Below are 14824 nucleotides of genomic sequence, written 5' to 3' on the forward strand. Positions count from 1 at the left end.
CCCACAGGACCTCCACAGATCCTGAACGCTGTGGTTTACCTGTGGCAACTGCCCTGACAGGGCTAGGTGGGCTGCTCTGCAGCCCATCGCTGGCAAGCCAGCTTTCACAGGACCTCCACAGATCTTGAATACTGTGGTGTACCTGTGGGAGCTGGCTTGCCGGCGATGAGGCCAGAACAGGCAATAAAGATTTAGGCTGCTACCCCGGCATCCGCCCGCAACCCCACCTCCTCGATCGCACTGATCGCACACTGCTCGTCGATATCCGACGTATCCCCGCTGATCCCGACAGCACCCAGCACCATACCGTCCTGATCACGAATCAGCACACCACCGGGTGCCGGCACCACCGGCCGCTCCCCCATCCCGTTCAGCGCGGCAAAAAACGCCGGCCGCTGCTGCGCATCCAGCGCCAGCAGGCGCGAGCCCTTGCCCAGGGCAATCGCGCCCCAGGCCTTGCCTGTGGCCACCTCCGGCCGGATCAGGCTGGCGCCATCCTCGCGTTGCAGCGCCAGCAAGTGCCCGCCAGCATCCAGCACCGCCACGGTCAATGGCGCGGCATTGATCTTGCGGCCCGCTGCCAGCGCGGCATTCACCAGGCTGACCGCGACTTTCAGGTTCAAAACGTTCATGGAAAGGTCCTCTTCTTGTTGTGAGAAGCCCTGAGGGCAGTTGAAAACCGATAGAACAAATAGAACACAACGAAATGTATTTTTGTATACAATATTTTGAAACGATCGTATGCGACAGCGCAAAACCCCGTTTTCACTGGCGCCCTGATGAAAGCCAGATCAACCGATGAAAACCCATTGACCTGAGCCGCCAGGCGTGAATACACTCTGTCGCAAAGCAAGTTGTATACAATTACAAAATCGATGAGGCACAAACCATGAGCAAAATGAGAGCAATCGATGCAGCCGTTCTGGTCATGCGCCGTGAAGGTGTAGATACCGCGTTCGGCATCCCAGGGGCTGCCATCAACCCGTTGTACTCGGCCCTGAAGAAAGTCGGTGGCATCGATCACGTCCTCGCTCGTCACGTCGAAGGTGCCTCGCACATGGCAGAGGGCTACACCCGCGCCAACCCGGGCAACATCGGCGTGTGCATCGGCACCTCCGGCCCCGCCGGCACCGACATGGTCACCGGCCTGTACAGTGCCTCGGCCGACTCCATTCCGATTCTGTGCATCACCGGCCAGGCGCCACGTGCCCGCCTGCACAAGGAAGACTTCCAGGCTGTCGACATCACCAACATCGTCAAGCCGGTGACCAAGTGGGCGACCACCGTTCTGGAACCAGGCCAGGTGCCTTACGCCTTCCAGAAAGCCTTCTATGAAATGCGCACCGGCCGCCCTGGCCCAGTGCTGATCGACCTGCCGTTCGACGTGCAGATGGCCGAAATCGAATTCGACATCGACGCCTACGAGCCACTGGCAATCAACAAGCCGTCCGCTACCCGCGTACAGGCGGAAAAAGCCCTGGCCCTGCTCAATGACGCCGAGCGCCCATTGCTGGTGGCCGGTGGTGGCATCATCAACGCCGACGCCAGCGACAAGCTGGTCGAGTTCGCCGAGCTGACCGGCGTACCGGTGATCCCGACCCTGATGGGCTGGGGCACCATCCCGGACGACCACGCACAAATGGTCGGCATGGTCGGCCTGCAGACTTCGCATCGCTACGGCAACGCCACCCTGCTGAAATCCGACCTGGTGTTCGGCATCGGTAACCGCTGGGCCAACCGCCACACCGGTTCGGTCGACGTGTACACCGAAGGCCGCAAGTTCGTGCACGTGGACATCGAACCGACCCAGATCGGCCGCGTGTTCACCCCGGACCTGGGTATCGTTTCCGACGCCGGCAAGGCACTGGACGTGTTCCTCGAAGTGGCCCGCGAGTGGAAGGCCGCTGGCAAGCTGAAGTGCCGCAAGGCCTGGCTGGAAGACTGCCAGCAGCGTAAATCGAGCCTGCAGCGCAAGACCCACTTCGACAACGTGCCGGTCAAGCCGCAGCGCGTATACGAAGAAATGAACCAGGTATTCGGCAAGGACACCTGCTACGTCAGCACCATCGGCCTGTCGCAGATCGCCGGCGCGCAGTTCCTGCACGTGTACAAGCCTCGCCACTGGATCAACTGCGGCCAGGCCGGCCCGCTGGGCTGGACCATCCCTGCCGCGCTGGGCGTGGTAAAGGCCGATCCGAAGCGCAAGGTCGTCGCACTGTCGGGTGACTACGACTTCCAGTTCATGATCGAAGAACTGGCCGTGGGCGCGCAGTTCAACCTGCCATACGTCCACGTGCTGGTGAACAACGCCTACCTGGGCCTGATCCGCCAGGCGCAACGTGGCTTCGACATGGATTACTGTGTACAACTGGCGTTCGAGAACATCAACGCCACCGACGCTGCCACCTACGGTGTCGATCACGTCGCCGTGGTCGAAGGCCTGGGCTGCAAGGCCATCCGTGTGTTCGAGCCGGCCGAGATCGCCCCTGCCCTGCTCAAGGCACAGAAAATGGCCGAAGAGTTCCGCGTACCGGTGGTGGTCGAAGTGATTCTCGAACGTGTGACCAACATTTCCATGGGCACCGAGATCAACGCGGTCAACGAATTCGAAGACCTGGCCCTGGTCGGCAACGACGCGCCAACCGCCATCTCGCTGCTGGACTGACCGCCTGACGCCCCCAGGCATACCCTGGGGGCCTTCATCGCAAGGAGACAACTCATGCCTCGCTTCGCTGCCAACCTGTCCATGCTGTTCACCGAACAGGACTTTCTGGCCCGCTTCAAGGCTGCTGCCGACGCTGGCTTCAGCGGTGTCGAATACCTCTTCCCGTACGACTTCAGCGCTGCCGAGATCAAGCAGCAACTGGAGGCCAACGGCCTGACCCAGGTGCTGTTCAACCTGCCCGCTGGCGACTGGGCCAAAGGTGAGCGCGGGATCACCTGCCACCCCGACCGCATCGAAGAATTCCGTGCTGGTGTCGACAAGGCCATCGAATACGCCAAGGTGCTGGGCAACACCCAGGTCAACGCCCTGGCCGGTATCCGCCCCCAGGGGCTGGACTGCGCGACCGTACGCAAGACCTTCGTCGACAACCTGAAGTACGCCGCCGACAAGCTCAAGGCCGCCGGGATCCGCCTGGTCATGGAAATGATCAACACCCGTGACATCCCCGGCTTCTACCTGAACACCACCAAGCAGGCCCTGGAGATCCAGGCCGAAGTGGGCAGCGACAACCTGTTCCTGCAGTACGACATCTACCACATGCAGATCATGGAAGGTGACCTGGCCCGCACCATGGAAGCCAACCTGCAACTGATCAACCACATCCAGCTGGCCGACAACCCTGGCCGCAACGAACCAGGCACCGGCGAGATCAACTACCGCTTCCTGTTCGAGCACCTGGACCGCATCGGCTACCAGGGCTGGGTGGGCGCGGAGTACAAGCCACTGACCACCACCGAAGCAGGCCTGGGCTGGCTGAAGACCCATAACGCAATCTGAACGGCTGAACGCTAGCTCCCTGTGAAACACGAAACCCTGTGGGAGCGGGCATGCCCGCGAACACCGGCATAGCCGGTGCCATCCACCGAGTCGCCTGTTTCGCGGGCATGCCCGCTCCCACAGCTTGAGACATCACAAATACAAAGAGGCATATTCTCATGGCTAAAATCGGTTTCATCGGCACCGGCATCATGGGCAAGCCCATGGCTCAGAACCTGCAGAAAGCAGGTCACAGCATCTTCGTTTCCACCCACCACGACGCAGCTCCCGCTGACCTGATCGCCGCCGGTGCCGTAGCCCTGGCCAACCCGAAAGAAGTTGCCCAGGAAGCCGAGTTCATCATCGTCATGGTCCCCGACACCCCGCAGGTCGAAAGCGTCCTGTTCGGTGAAAACGGCGTGGCCGAAGGCGTCGGCCCGAACAAGGTGGTGATCGACATGAGCTCGATCTCGCCTACCGCCACCAAAGTGTTCGCCGAGAAAATCAAGGCCACCGGTGCCGCCTACCTGGACGCCCCGGTGTCCGGCGGTGAAGTGGGTGCCAAGGCTGCGACCCTGAGCATCATGGTCGGTGGCTGCCCGAAAGCCTTCGAGCGCACCCTGCCGCTGTTCGAAGCCATGGGCAAGAACATCACCCGCGTCGGTGGCAACGGCGACGGCCAGACCGCCAAGGTCGCCAACCAGATCATCGTCGCCCTGAATATCCAGGCCGTTGCCGAAGCGCTGCTGTTCGCCGCCAAGAACGGCGCCGACCCGGCCAAGGTGCGTGAAGCACTGATGGGCGGCTTCGCCTCGTCGAAGATCCTCGAAGTACACGCCGAGCGCATGATCAAGGGCACCTTCGACCCAGGCTTCCGCATCAACCTGCACCAGAAAGACCTGAACCTGGCCCTGCAAGGCGCCAAGGAGCTGGGCATCAACCTGCCCAACACCTCCAATGCCCAGCAAGTGTTCAACACCTGCCAGGCCTTGGGCGGCGGTAACTGGGACCACTCGGCGCTGATCAAAGGCCTGGAGCACATGGCCAACTTCTCGATCCGCGACCTGTAGGAGCGGGCTTGCCCGCGATGAAGCATACGCTGTCTGACCTGCGACCACAGGTCAGGTAGTGACCAGAGCAACACCCGCCCCTGGTTCGGCCTGCACGGAGGCAGTTCCAGGGGCGTTTTCGATTCTGCAGAACAACAATAATTGGGAGCCTGCCATGTCGGTCGATCCGCAAAAACTTCTCCGCGAGCTGTTCGACACAGCCATCGCCGCCGCCCACCCCCGTCAAGTCCTCGAACCCTACCTGCCCGCCGACCGTAGCGGCCGGGTCATCGTCATCGGCGCCGGCAAGGCCGCAGCCGCCATGGCCGAAGTAGTCGAGAAGAGCTGGCAGGGCGAAGTCTCCGGCCTGGTCGTCACCCGCTACGGCCATGGCGCCAACTGCCAGAAGATCGAGGTGGTCGAAGCCGCCCACCCGGTCCCCGATGCCGCCGGCCTGGCCGTGGCCAAGCGCGTGCTGGAACTGGTCAGCAACCTCACTGAAGACGACCGTGTCATCTTCCTGCTCTCCGGCGGCGGCTCTGCCCTGCTGGCCCTGCCCGCCGAGGGCCTGACCCTGGCCGACAAGCAGCAGATCAACAAGGCACTGCTGAAATCCGGCGCCACCATCGGCGAGATGAACTGCGTGCGCAAGCACCTCTCGGCGATCAAGGGCGGCCGCCTGGCCAAGGCCTGCTGGCCGGCCACGGTCTACACCTATGCCATTTCCGATGTACCGGGCGACCTCGCCACGGTGATCGCTTCCGGCCCCACCGTGGCCGACCCGAGCACCTCGGCCGATGCCCTGGCCATCCTCAAGCGCTACAACATCGAAGCACCCAAAGCGGTCATCGACTGGCTCCACAACCCAGCCTCGGAAACCGTGAAGGCCGACGACCCAGCCCTGGCCCGCAGCCACTTCCAGCTGATCGCCAAGCCTCAGCAGTCGCTCGAAGCCGCCGCGGTCAAAGCCCGCCAGGCCGGTTTCAGCCCGCTGATCCTCGGTGACCTGGAGGGCGAATCGCGCGAGGTCGCCAAGGTGCACGCCGGTATCGCCCGGCAGATCGTCCTGCACGGCCAGCCGCTGAAGGCGCCCTGCGTGATCCTCTCTGGCGGCGAGACCACCGTGACCGTGCGCGGCAATGGCCGTGGCGGGCGCAACGCCGAGTTCCTGCTCAGCCTCACCGAAAGCCTCAAGGGCCTGCCGGGCGTGTACGCCCTGGCCGGTGACACCGACGGCATCGATGGCTCGGAAGAAAACGCCGGCGCCTTCATGACCCCGCACAGCTACGCCCGCGCCGAAGCCTTGGGCCTGTCGGCCAGCGACGAGCTGGACAACAACAACGGCTATGGCTACTTCGCCGCGCTGGATGCGCTGATCGTCACCGAGCCGACCCGCACCAACGTCAACGACTTCCGTGCCATCCTGATCCTCGAGACTGCCCAATCATGACGCCTGATAAAAAAGTCAAAATCCTCGCCACCCTTGGCCCTGCGATCAAAGGCATCGACGACATCCGCCAGCTGGTCGAAGCCGGGGTGAACATCTTCCGCCTCAACTTCAGCCACGGCGAGCATGCCGACCATGCCCTGCGCTACCAGTGGATCCGCGAAGTCGAGCAGCAGCTGAACTACCCGCTGGGCATCCTCATGGACCTGCAAGGGCCAAAGCTGCGCGTAGGCCGTTTTGCCGACGGCAAGGTGCAATTGCAACGCGGCCAGGCCCTGCGCCTGGACCTGGACAAAACCCCGGGCGACAGCCAGCGGGTCAACCTGCCGCACCCGGAAATCATCGCCGCCCTCGAACCCGGCATGGACCTGCTGCTGGACGATGGCAAGCTGCGCCTGCGCGTCACCGCCAAGCACAGCGATGCCATCGACACCGAAGTGCTGAACGGTGGCGAGCTGTCCGACCGCAAGGGTGTCAACGTGCCCCAGGCCGTGCTCGACCTGTCCCCGCTCACCGAGAAAGACCGCCGCGACCTGGCCTTTGGCCTGGAGCTGGGCGTGGACTGGGTGGCCCTGTCGTTCGTACAGCGCCCGGAGGACATCGTCGAGGCCCGCCAACTGATCGGTGACCGTGCCTACCTGATGGCCAAGATCGAAAAACCATCGGCAGTCGAACAACTGCAAGCCATCGCCGAACTGGCGGATGCGATCATGGTGGCCCGTGGCGACCTGGGCGTGGAAGTGCCGGCCGAAAGCGTGCCGCAAATCCAGAAACGCATCATCGGCACCTGCCGCCAGTTGGGCAAGCCGGTGGTGGTGGCCACGCAGATGCTCGAATCCATGCGTTTCTCGCCGGCGCCAACCCGTGCCGAAGTCACCGACGTGGCCAACGCCGTGGCCGAAGGAGCCGATGCGGTGATGCTGTCGGCCGAAACCGCCTCGGGTGACTATCCACTGGAAGCCGTGCAGATGATGAGCAAGATCATCCGCCAGGTGGAGAACGGCCCGGACTACCAGGCCCAGCTCGACGTTGGCCGGCCGAAAGCCGAGGCTACCGTGTCGGACGCCATCAGCTGCGCCATCCGCCGTATCAGCGGCATCCTGCCAGTAGCGGTACTGGTCAACTACAGCGAGTCGGGCAACTCGACACTGCGCGCGGCACGCGAACGGCCACGGGCACCGATCCTCAACCTGACCCCCAACCTGACCACCGCGCGCCGCCTGAGCGTGGCCTGGGGTGTGCACTCGGTGGTCAACGATCGCTTGCGCCAGGTCGACGAGGTGGTTTCCACCGCGCTGGAAATCGCCCAGGCGCAGGGCATGGCCAGCCGTGGCGACACCCTGCTGATCACGGCCGGTGTGCCTTTCGGCAAGCCGGGGTCGACTAACACGCTGCGGATCGAGACTTTGCTCTGAGATTGCCGGGGGCGCTTTGCGCCCCTGTGGGAGCTGGCTTGCCGGCGAATGGAGGGCAAAGCCCTCCCCCAGCACTGAAATACCAGACCTGCGGAAAACCCGAGGCCCAAAGAGGCCCACCGCTTCCCCATCCACCTCACTGACTGCCCCATGTACACCAAAGATTTCGTCAACCCGTGCCCCGACTGGGCCACGGCGCTGCTCAACGGCTTCAGCCAGGTGCTGCTGCTGCGCAACCCCCTGTGCGGCCTGTGCTGCCTGCTGGCCATCCTGCTGACCGCGCCCAACCTGGTCGGCGGCGCCCTGCTCGGCGCCCTGGCCGGCCTGCTCACCGCGCAACGCCGCGGCTACGACCGTACCGACCGCCAGGCCGGGCTGTACTGCTACAACGGCGTACTCATCGGCATCCTGATCAGCGCCGTGCTGCCCTGGTCGGCCATCCTGCCCCCACTGATCATCGCCGCCGGCGGCTTGTCCAGCATCATCACCCACCAATGGCGCAAGCGCGGCGGCAAGCTGCTGATCGCCTACACCGCCCCCTTCGTCATGCTGGGCTGGGCCACACTGCTAATCGCCAGCCCCTCGCCCAGCGGCTTCGTCGAAGCCGACCCGCTGTATGCCCTGGCCCGCGGCATAGGCCAGATCTTCCTGCTTGACCAGCCCTTGGCCGGATTGCTGATCATCGTCGGCATGTTCATTGCCAACCCCTACGCGGCAATGTGGGCGGTGATCGGCTCGGCCATCGGTGGCGGCGTGGCGCTACTCGTCGATCAGGCGCAGGCAGCATGGCTGGGCCTGTATGGTTTCAACGCCGCGCTGGCGGCGCTGGCCTTCAGCAGGCAAGGCGAAAAGCCCTGGGTGACGCTGCTGGCCATCGCCCTGGCCTTACTGCTGCAACCACTGTTCAAGCTGCTGCCAGTGGCCGGCCTGACCGCCCCCTTCGTCACCGCCTGCTGGCTGATGCACCTTGGGGTACACCTGAAAAACCAGCACCACGGTCGCCTAGGCGCACGCCCCCAACAACGGAACTGAGTGGACGCTCTATGTAGTTGTTCTCCGGAGCAAAAGTCCGTCGCGGCCCTTCCAAGGTCACATCAGGAAGCTCGGAGACTTTGTACACTTTGAAACCCGTTGTGATTGTTATCGCGGTGCTTTCAACCCCTTCCCTCCAAGGAATATAGAGATCTTTTCTGGCCAAATATTCACCTGGTGCCAAATGCTCGCGCCAAGCCACAGATGAAGAGACATCTACAGAAAATCCGGTAGCAGTCCTCTTGCCCTTGAAGGTGGTGGCGCCTTGTCCTTCAACGCGGATGACCGTAAATGAGTTGTTTTCCTTAAGCATCTTGAAAAACGGCTTGAGATGCTTCTTTGGAAGCCTGTGCTGCTTAAGCAGTGCCGTTAATCCAGTGCCCGCTCTGCCGCTTGAGTCCACCTTGTTCACTGGATCGCCATTGCAATACATATACGCATTGATTCCACCCTCCGCGAATGGGCTCAGCTCATCAGGGCTATTGAAGCGCATCAACCGCGTGTTTAGCTGGCGATAGCCATTGCCCAATGGATAATCGTGTTCGCAGACATCGCGCCAATATCCGCAGAACCCGAGCAGACGGCTAGAGCCACCCGATCGCTCATACCCGTAAGGACCATACACAACTGTCTCTACTCGAACGCGCGTGCTCATAAAGCCTCCTTTGTGCGAATGGCCAATTGTTGGAGAGTTTTTGGCCCCACAGTACTGGCAATTCTGTCAGGTGCTCTCCACTGCTCTCTCTCGTATGGCTATGGCTCAAGCAGGCCAATTAGCTGTTTCCCAAACAGTGATGTTGCCTGTTCTGGCCCTATCGCCGGCAAGCCAGCTCCCACAGGTACTGCACAAGCTTCAAGACCTGTGGCGTACCTGTGGGAGCTGGCTTGCCGGCGATAGGGCCAGAACAGGCAGCGGCATAACCAAAGTGCTTTTTGTTCTTTAACCCACGCAAACCCTCCCGCTATAGTCGCAGGCAAACTGCCAACACCCTTCTCGATAACAAGGAAGCAACGTGAAAAAACTCTTCACCGCCTCGCTGCTCGCCGCAGGCCTGGCCTTGGGCAACTTCGCCCAGGCCGCCCCCACCTTGCTCAACGTCTCCTACGACGTGATGCGCGACTTCTACAAGGACTACAACCCAGCCTTCCAGAAGCACTGGGAAGCCGAGCACAAAGAAAAGGTCAATGTGCAGATGTCCTTCGGCGGCTCCAGCAAGCAGGCCCGGGCAGTGATCGATGGCCTGCCGGCCGATGTCATCACCATGAACATGGCCACCGACATCAACGCCCTTGCCGACAATGGCAAGCTGGTGCCGGACAACTGGGTCACCCGCCTGCCGAACAACAGCGCGCCGTTCACCTCGGCCACCGTGTTCATCGTGCGCAAGGGCAACCCGAAAGCCCTGAAAGACTGGCCAGACCTGCTCAAGGACGGTGTGCAGGTGATCGTGCCCAACCCGAAAACCTCGGGTAACGGCCGCTACACCTACCTGTCGGCCTGGGGCTATGTGCTCAAGCAGGGCGGTGACGAAACCAAGGCTCGTGATTTCGTCGGCAAGCTGTTCAAGCAGGCACCGGTACTCGACACCGGTGGCCGTGCCGCTACCACCACCTTCATGACCAACCAGATTGGCGACGTGCTCGTCACCTTCGAGAACGAAGCCGAGATGATCGCCCGCGAGTTTGGCCGCGACCAGTTCGAAGTGGTCTACCCGAGCGTGTCGGCCGAAGCCGAGCCGCCGGTGAGTGTGGTCGACAAGGTAGTGGCCAGGAAGGGCACCCAGGCCGTGGCCGAGGAATACCTGAAGTACCTGTGGTCGCCAGCGGCCCAAGAGATCGCCGCCAATAACTACCTGCGCCCGCGTGACGCGACAGTGCTGGCCAAGTACACCGACCGCTTCCCGAAAGTGGACTTCCTGTCGGTGGAGAAGACCTTCGGTGACTGGCGAACCGTGCAGAAGACCCACTTCAATGATGGTGGGGTGTTTGACCAGATCTACACCAATCAGTAATTGATTCACGCAGGTCCGGCCTCTTCGCGGGTAAACCCGCTCCTACAAGCATGGCGTTGTACTTTGTAGGAGCGGGTTTACCCGCGAAGAGGCCGGACCAGGCAACACACCAATCGAACTTTCCCCACCCTTCAGCCATCAGTTCCTTGAGTAACCCTGCCCCGCTCACCCCGGCCCAAGGAGTACTCCAGTGCTGCGCTTTCTCTCTACCCTGCTGCTCGGCTGCCTGCTGAGCACCCATCTGCTGGCTGCCGAGCCTGCCCCCGCCGAAGAACAACCCGCCGAACCCGAACCGGTGCTGCAAGGTGGCCTGCTTGGCGCACTGGCCGACGGCCTGGACAGCGCCGCCCAGGAGCTGGACCTTGACGCCCATCTGGTCGATGCCTGGCGCCTGCGCACCGACCGTGCCACCAAAGAGATCGAACGCCTGGTCGATCGCCACTCGGTCGGCGACACCCCGCAACTGGCCGGCAACTTCCTTTTGCTTACCCTCGCCTGGGCCGCCAGCTTCGCCCTGCTCACCAGCCTCGGCCGTTGGGTCGCCAAACGCACCTCAGGCAGCCCCTGGCTGCGCACCCGCAAACGCGCCAGCAGCCTGCTCGGCTACCTGCTGCCCTATACCCTGCCGGCCCTGGCCAGCCTGCCGCTGACCCTCTACGTCAGCCGCTTCCTCGAGCCATCGGTGGCCCGCGCACTGGGCCTGAGCCTGGCCTACGCCACCAGCAGCGGCCTGTTCTCGACCTCGATCGTCCTCTGCTTGATCACTCTGTTCGACGCTGGCCACAAGCGCCCGGCCGTGGCCGTGATCAAGCGCCTGGCGCCGCACCCGCTGTTCCTGATCGGCTTTCTCGCGGCCTGGAGCGATGCCCTGACCAGCCCGCAGATCGCCCGCCAGCTGGGTGGCAACATCACTGCCAGCGTCGCCGTGATCACCGGCCTCGCCGCCACCTTCATCTTCGCCAGCCTGGTCATCCGCCTGCGCCGCCCGGTGGCCCACTTGATCCGCAACCGCGACTTCAGCGACCGCATCCAGCACCGAGCAGTGCAAGAAACCCTGCGAATCTTCTCGGCGGTGTGGTACCTGCCGATCCTGCTGATGATCCTGGTGTCGGCAATCCACCTGGTGGGTGCCGGTGAAGAAAGCCAGAAAGCCCTGCAGAAAGCCTTGCTGACCACCGTGCTGCTGGTCTCGACCGTGTTCCTCAGCACCTTGCTGCAACACCTGCTGGCCCCGCGTGAAACGGACCCGGCACAGCGTATACGGCCCTACAAGGAACTGCTGCGCAGCCTCAGCCATGCCCTGCTGCGTATCGCCATGGCGGTCGCCTTCATCGAACTGCTGGGGCGTATCTGGGGCTTCTCGGTGATCGGCTTCGCCCTGAGCAACAGCCTGGGCCAGGCCATCAGCAACTCGCTGTCGAGCATCGGCCTGATCCTGCTGGTTACCTGGCTACTGTGGGTGGTACTCGACACTGCCATCCAGGAAACGCTCAAGCCCGCCGTCGGCCGCCGCGCCGCGCGCCAGCCGAGTACCCGGGTGCGAACCATCCTGCCCATGCTGCGCAACGCGACCAAAGTGATCCTGATCGTCATCTGCACCATCACCACCATGGCCAACCTGGGCATCAATGTCGCGCCACTGCTGGCCGGTGCCGGGGTGATCGGCCTGGCCATCGGCTTCGGCTCGCAGCAGTTGGTGCAGGACGTGATCACCGGGTTGTTCATCCTCATCGAAGACACCATCTCCATCGGCGACTGGGTGGTGCTCGATTCCGGCCATGCCGGTACCGTCGAAAGCCTGACCATCCGTACCTTGCGCCTGCGCGATGGCAAAGGCTTCGTGCACTCGGTGCCGTTCGGCCAGATCAAGGCGGTTACCAACCAGTCGCGGCAGTTTGCCTATGCGTTCTTTTCGGTGCAGTTCACCTATGACAGTGACGTGGATGAGTCACTGGCGCTGATTCACGAAGTGGGCAAGTCGATCAGCGAAGACCCGCTGCTGCGCATCAACCTGCAGGGGCCGCTGCAGGTGTTCGGGGTGGATCGCATGGACTTGAACGGCTTTGTGCTGACGGCGCAGTTCCGCACCGTTTCCGGCGGGCAGTATGCGGTTAGCCGGGCGTTCAACGAGCGGCTGAAGAAGCGCGTGGACCAGACCGATAAAGTGAGTTTTGCCCAGGTTTATCCGCTACCGGTGCAGGCTCTGGGGGCTTGATGTTACCTGTACCGGCCTCTTCGCGGGCACGCCCGCTCCCACAGGTACTCCACAGCATTCAGACTTGTGGCGATCCCTGTGGGAGCGGGCGTGCCCGCGAAGAGGCCGGCAAGGGCAACATCACATCGGGCGGAATACCAAGGCCTTGAGCCCCCCCGCCGGATCCACATCCGGAAACTCCGGCGGGTTTTCCAACCGCTCGACAAACCCCAGCGAAGGCGCCTGCTCGGCCATCCCTTCGATCAGGAACTCCGGCCCGATCCCCGGATCGTTGACACACGCCAGCACCGTCCCGCCTTCGCTCAACAACTCCGGCAAACGCCGCAGGATCTTCGCGTAATCCTGGGTCAGCACGAAGCTGCCACGCTGGAAAGTTGGTGGATCGATGATGATCAGGTCGTAAGGCCCGTACTTGCGCACCTTGCCCCACGACTTGAACAGCTCGTGTCCCAGGTACGCCACCCGCGACGCATCGTGGCCGTTCAGGCGGTGGTTATCCCGGCCCCGGGACAACGCCGACTTGGCCATGTCCAGATTCACCACCTGCTCGGCACCACCGGCAATCGCCGCCACCGAAAACCCGCAGGTATAGGCGAACAGGTTCAACACCCGCTTGCCCGCCGCCTGCTCGCGCACCCAACGCCGGCCATAACGCATGTCGAGGAACAGGCCGTTGTTCTGCCGCACGCCCAGGTCCAGCAGGTAGGTCAGGCCGTCTTCGACCACCTCGCGCTGCTGGCACGGCTCGCCCAGCAGCCACTGGCCCGGGCTGTCTGGCAGGTAGCGGTGCTGGATGAGGATGGCCTGGCCGCTCCACTGTGGGCGTTCAGCCAAGGTGCGTAGCATGGCTTCCAGTTCGGCCAGCTGGCCTTCGCCTGGCTCGCGGAACAGGGCGACCGACAGCACGCCTTGCAGCCAGTCGACGGTGACCTGCTCCAGGCCCGGCCAGCAACGGCCACGGCCGTGGAACAGGCGGCGGGTTTCCTGCGGGGCAGGGTCGAGGGCGGCGAGCAGGCGTTGCTCAAGGGTGTGGATCGGCGAGGTCATGGTGGGTCGCAGGCTGGCAAAGAGCGGCATTCTACCCCCTGAGGGCGCTTTGCGCCCTATCGCCGGCAAGCCAGCTCCCACAGGTACTGCACAGGCCTCGAAACTTGCGCAAAACCTGTGGGAGCTGGCTTGCCGGCGATAGGCGCAACGCGGTCTCAATGGCCCTCGACCGTTATCGCTTTGGACCGGAACCACCACCCCTGCTGCATCCCCGCTGCCGCCAGCAAAATCAACCCCACCCCCAGCCACTGCAGCGGCACCAGGCGGTGCCCGAACGCCACCCAGTCCACCAGGATCGCCGCAATTGGGTAGATGAACGACAGTGCCCCGGTCAACGCCGTGGGCAGGCGCTGGATGGCACTGTACAACAGCACATACATCAGGCCGGTGTGCACCATGCCCAAGGTGAGCAGGCTGGCCAGTGCCGGCACTTCACCCGGCAACCCGCCAAGCTTGACCCACGGCGCCAGCAACAGCACACCAGTGCTCACCTGGATCAGTGCGATCAGGTGCGGTGGCGTGCCGCTCAGGCGCTTGATGATCAACGCGGCGATGGCATACAACAACGCTGCCCCCAGCGCCAGCGCAATCCCCAACAGATAATCCTCACCACTGCCCTGCCCCGCACCATGGGCACTGACGATGGCCAGCATGCCAAGGAACGCCACGCTCAGCCAGGTAACCTTGGCCAGGGTGATCTTCTCGCCCAGGAACAGCGCCGCCAGCCCCACCAGCATGAACGGCTGCACGTTGTACACCGCCGTGCCGATGGCAATCGAGGCCCGCGAGTACGAGGCAAACAACAGCAGCCAGTTGCCAACGATGGCCACGCCACTGGCAATTGCCAGCAGAAACGCCGTGCGGCTGATCACACCCGGCCGCAGAAAACCGAAAGCGGCGCAAATCGCCAGCAAGGTCACCGCACCGAACACGCAGCGCCAGAACACCACCTCAAGCACCGGCTGGCCGGACACCAGCACGAACCAGCCGATGGTCCCGGAAATCAGCATGGCGGCGACCATTTCCAGCGAGCCACGACGCAATGAACTGTCCATCTCACACCTCCTGTCGACGATGGACACAGTATGCAAAGGTTGCTGCAGCGCCTTCCAGCGGATAACGAAGG

Annotated in this window: 12 protein-coding genes; 8 read left to right on the forward strand and 4 right to left on the reverse strand. The window is 63.0% G+C overall.

The genetic code is table 11. The features are described 5' to 3' along the window. Positions 1-191 precede the first annotated feature (191 nt). Complete coding sequence (locus TZ03_RS23610) at positions 192-632, reverse strand: GlcG/HbpS family heme-binding protein (RefSeq protein WP_051100774.1); 441 nt, start codon at positions 630-632, stop codon at positions 192-194. A gap of 257 nt (positions 633-889) precedes the next feature. Here TZ03_RS23610 and gcl point away from each other — a divergent pair, with 257 nt between their 5' ends. From gcl to TZ03_RS23640, 6 genes are all read left to right on the forward strand, one after another. Next, complete coding sequence (gcl, locus tag TZ03_RS23615; RefSeq protein ID WP_051100775.1) at positions 890-2665, forward strand: glyoxylate carboligase; 1776 nt, start codon at positions 890-892, stop codon at positions 2663-2665. Positions 2666-2719: 54 nt separating this feature from the next. Further along, positions 2720-3502, forward strand: a complete 783-nt coding sequence (hyi, locus tag TZ03_RS23620) for a hydroxypyruvate isomerase (protein ID WP_051100776.1) — start codon at positions 2720-2722, stop codon at positions 3500-3502. A 158-nt stretch (positions 3503-3660) separates the two neighbouring features. After that, the gene (locus tag TZ03_RS23625) at positions 3661-4551 is read left to right on the forward strand and encodes a 2-hydroxy-3-oxopropionate reductase (RefSeq protein WP_051100777.1); all 891 of its coding nucleotides are present in this window, start codon (positions 3661-3663) and stop codon (positions 4549-4551) included. A gap of 154 nt (positions 4552-4705) precedes the next feature. Then, entirely contained in the window at positions 4706-5980 is a 1275-nt protein-coding gene (locus TZ03_RS23630; RefSeq protein WP_051100778.1) for a glycerate kinase, read from the forward strand. After that, positions 5977-7392, forward strand: a complete 1416-nt coding sequence (pyk, locus tag TZ03_RS23635; protein WP_051100779.1) for a pyruvate kinase — start codon at positions 5977-5979, stop codon at positions 7390-7392. The genes TZ03_RS23630 and pyk overlap by 4 nt, the downstream gene beginning before the upstream one ends. 150 nt (positions 7393-7542) lie before the next feature. After that, the gene (locus tag TZ03_RS23640; RefSeq protein WP_051100780.1) at positions 7543-8424 is read left to right on the forward strand and encodes an urea transporter; all 882 of its coding nucleotides are present in this window, start codon (positions 7543-7545) and stop codon (positions 8422-8424) included. Here TZ03_RS23640 and TZ03_RS32075 read toward each other — a convergent pair. After that, positions 8336-9079 (reverse strand): RHS repeat-associated core domain-containing protein, encoded by a 744-nt coding sequence (locus TZ03_RS32075; protein ID WP_082056712.1) that lies wholly within the window; start codon positions 9077-9079, stop codon positions 8336-8338. The genes TZ03_RS23640 and TZ03_RS32075 overlap by 89 nt on opposite strands. 358 nt (positions 9080-9437) lie before the next feature. Here TZ03_RS32075 and TZ03_RS23645 point away from each other — a divergent pair, with 358 nt between their 5' ends. Continuing rightward, positions 9438-10436 (forward strand): sulfate ABC transporter substrate-binding protein, encoded by a 999-nt coding sequence (locus TZ03_RS23645; RefSeq protein WP_051100781.1) that lies wholly within the window; start codon positions 9438-9440, stop codon positions 10434-10436. A 190-nt stretch (positions 10437-10626) separates the two neighbouring features. Continuing rightward, positions 10627-12651 carry a mechanosensitive ion channel family protein gene (locus TZ03_RS23650; RefSeq protein ID WP_051100782.1) on the forward strand — a complete coding sequence of 675 codons (2025 nt, stop codon included), beginning with the start codon at positions 10627-10629 and terminating at the stop codon, positions 12649-12651. A gap of 120 nt (positions 12652-12771) precedes the next feature. On the opposite strand, the gene TZ03_RS23655 is transcribed toward TZ03_RS23650, so the two are convergent. After that, positions 12772-13698 (reverse strand): class I SAM-dependent methyltransferase, encoded by a 927-nt coding sequence (locus TZ03_RS23655; RefSeq protein ID WP_414860320.1) that lies wholly within the window; start codon positions 13696-13698, stop codon positions 12772-12774. Positions 13699-13853: 155 nt separating this feature from the next. Beyond that, entirely contained in the window at positions 13854-14753 is a 900-nt protein-coding gene (locus tag TZ03_RS23660) for a DMT family transporter (protein WP_051100784.1), read from the reverse strand. Between the last annotated feature and the right edge of the window lie 71 nt (positions 14754-14824).

Origin of the sequence: Pseudomonas sp. 10-1B (assembly GCF_000935045.1) — a bacterium.
GTDB lineage: Bacteria > Pseudomonadota > Gammaproteobacteria > Pseudomonadales > Pseudomonadaceae > Aquipseudomonas.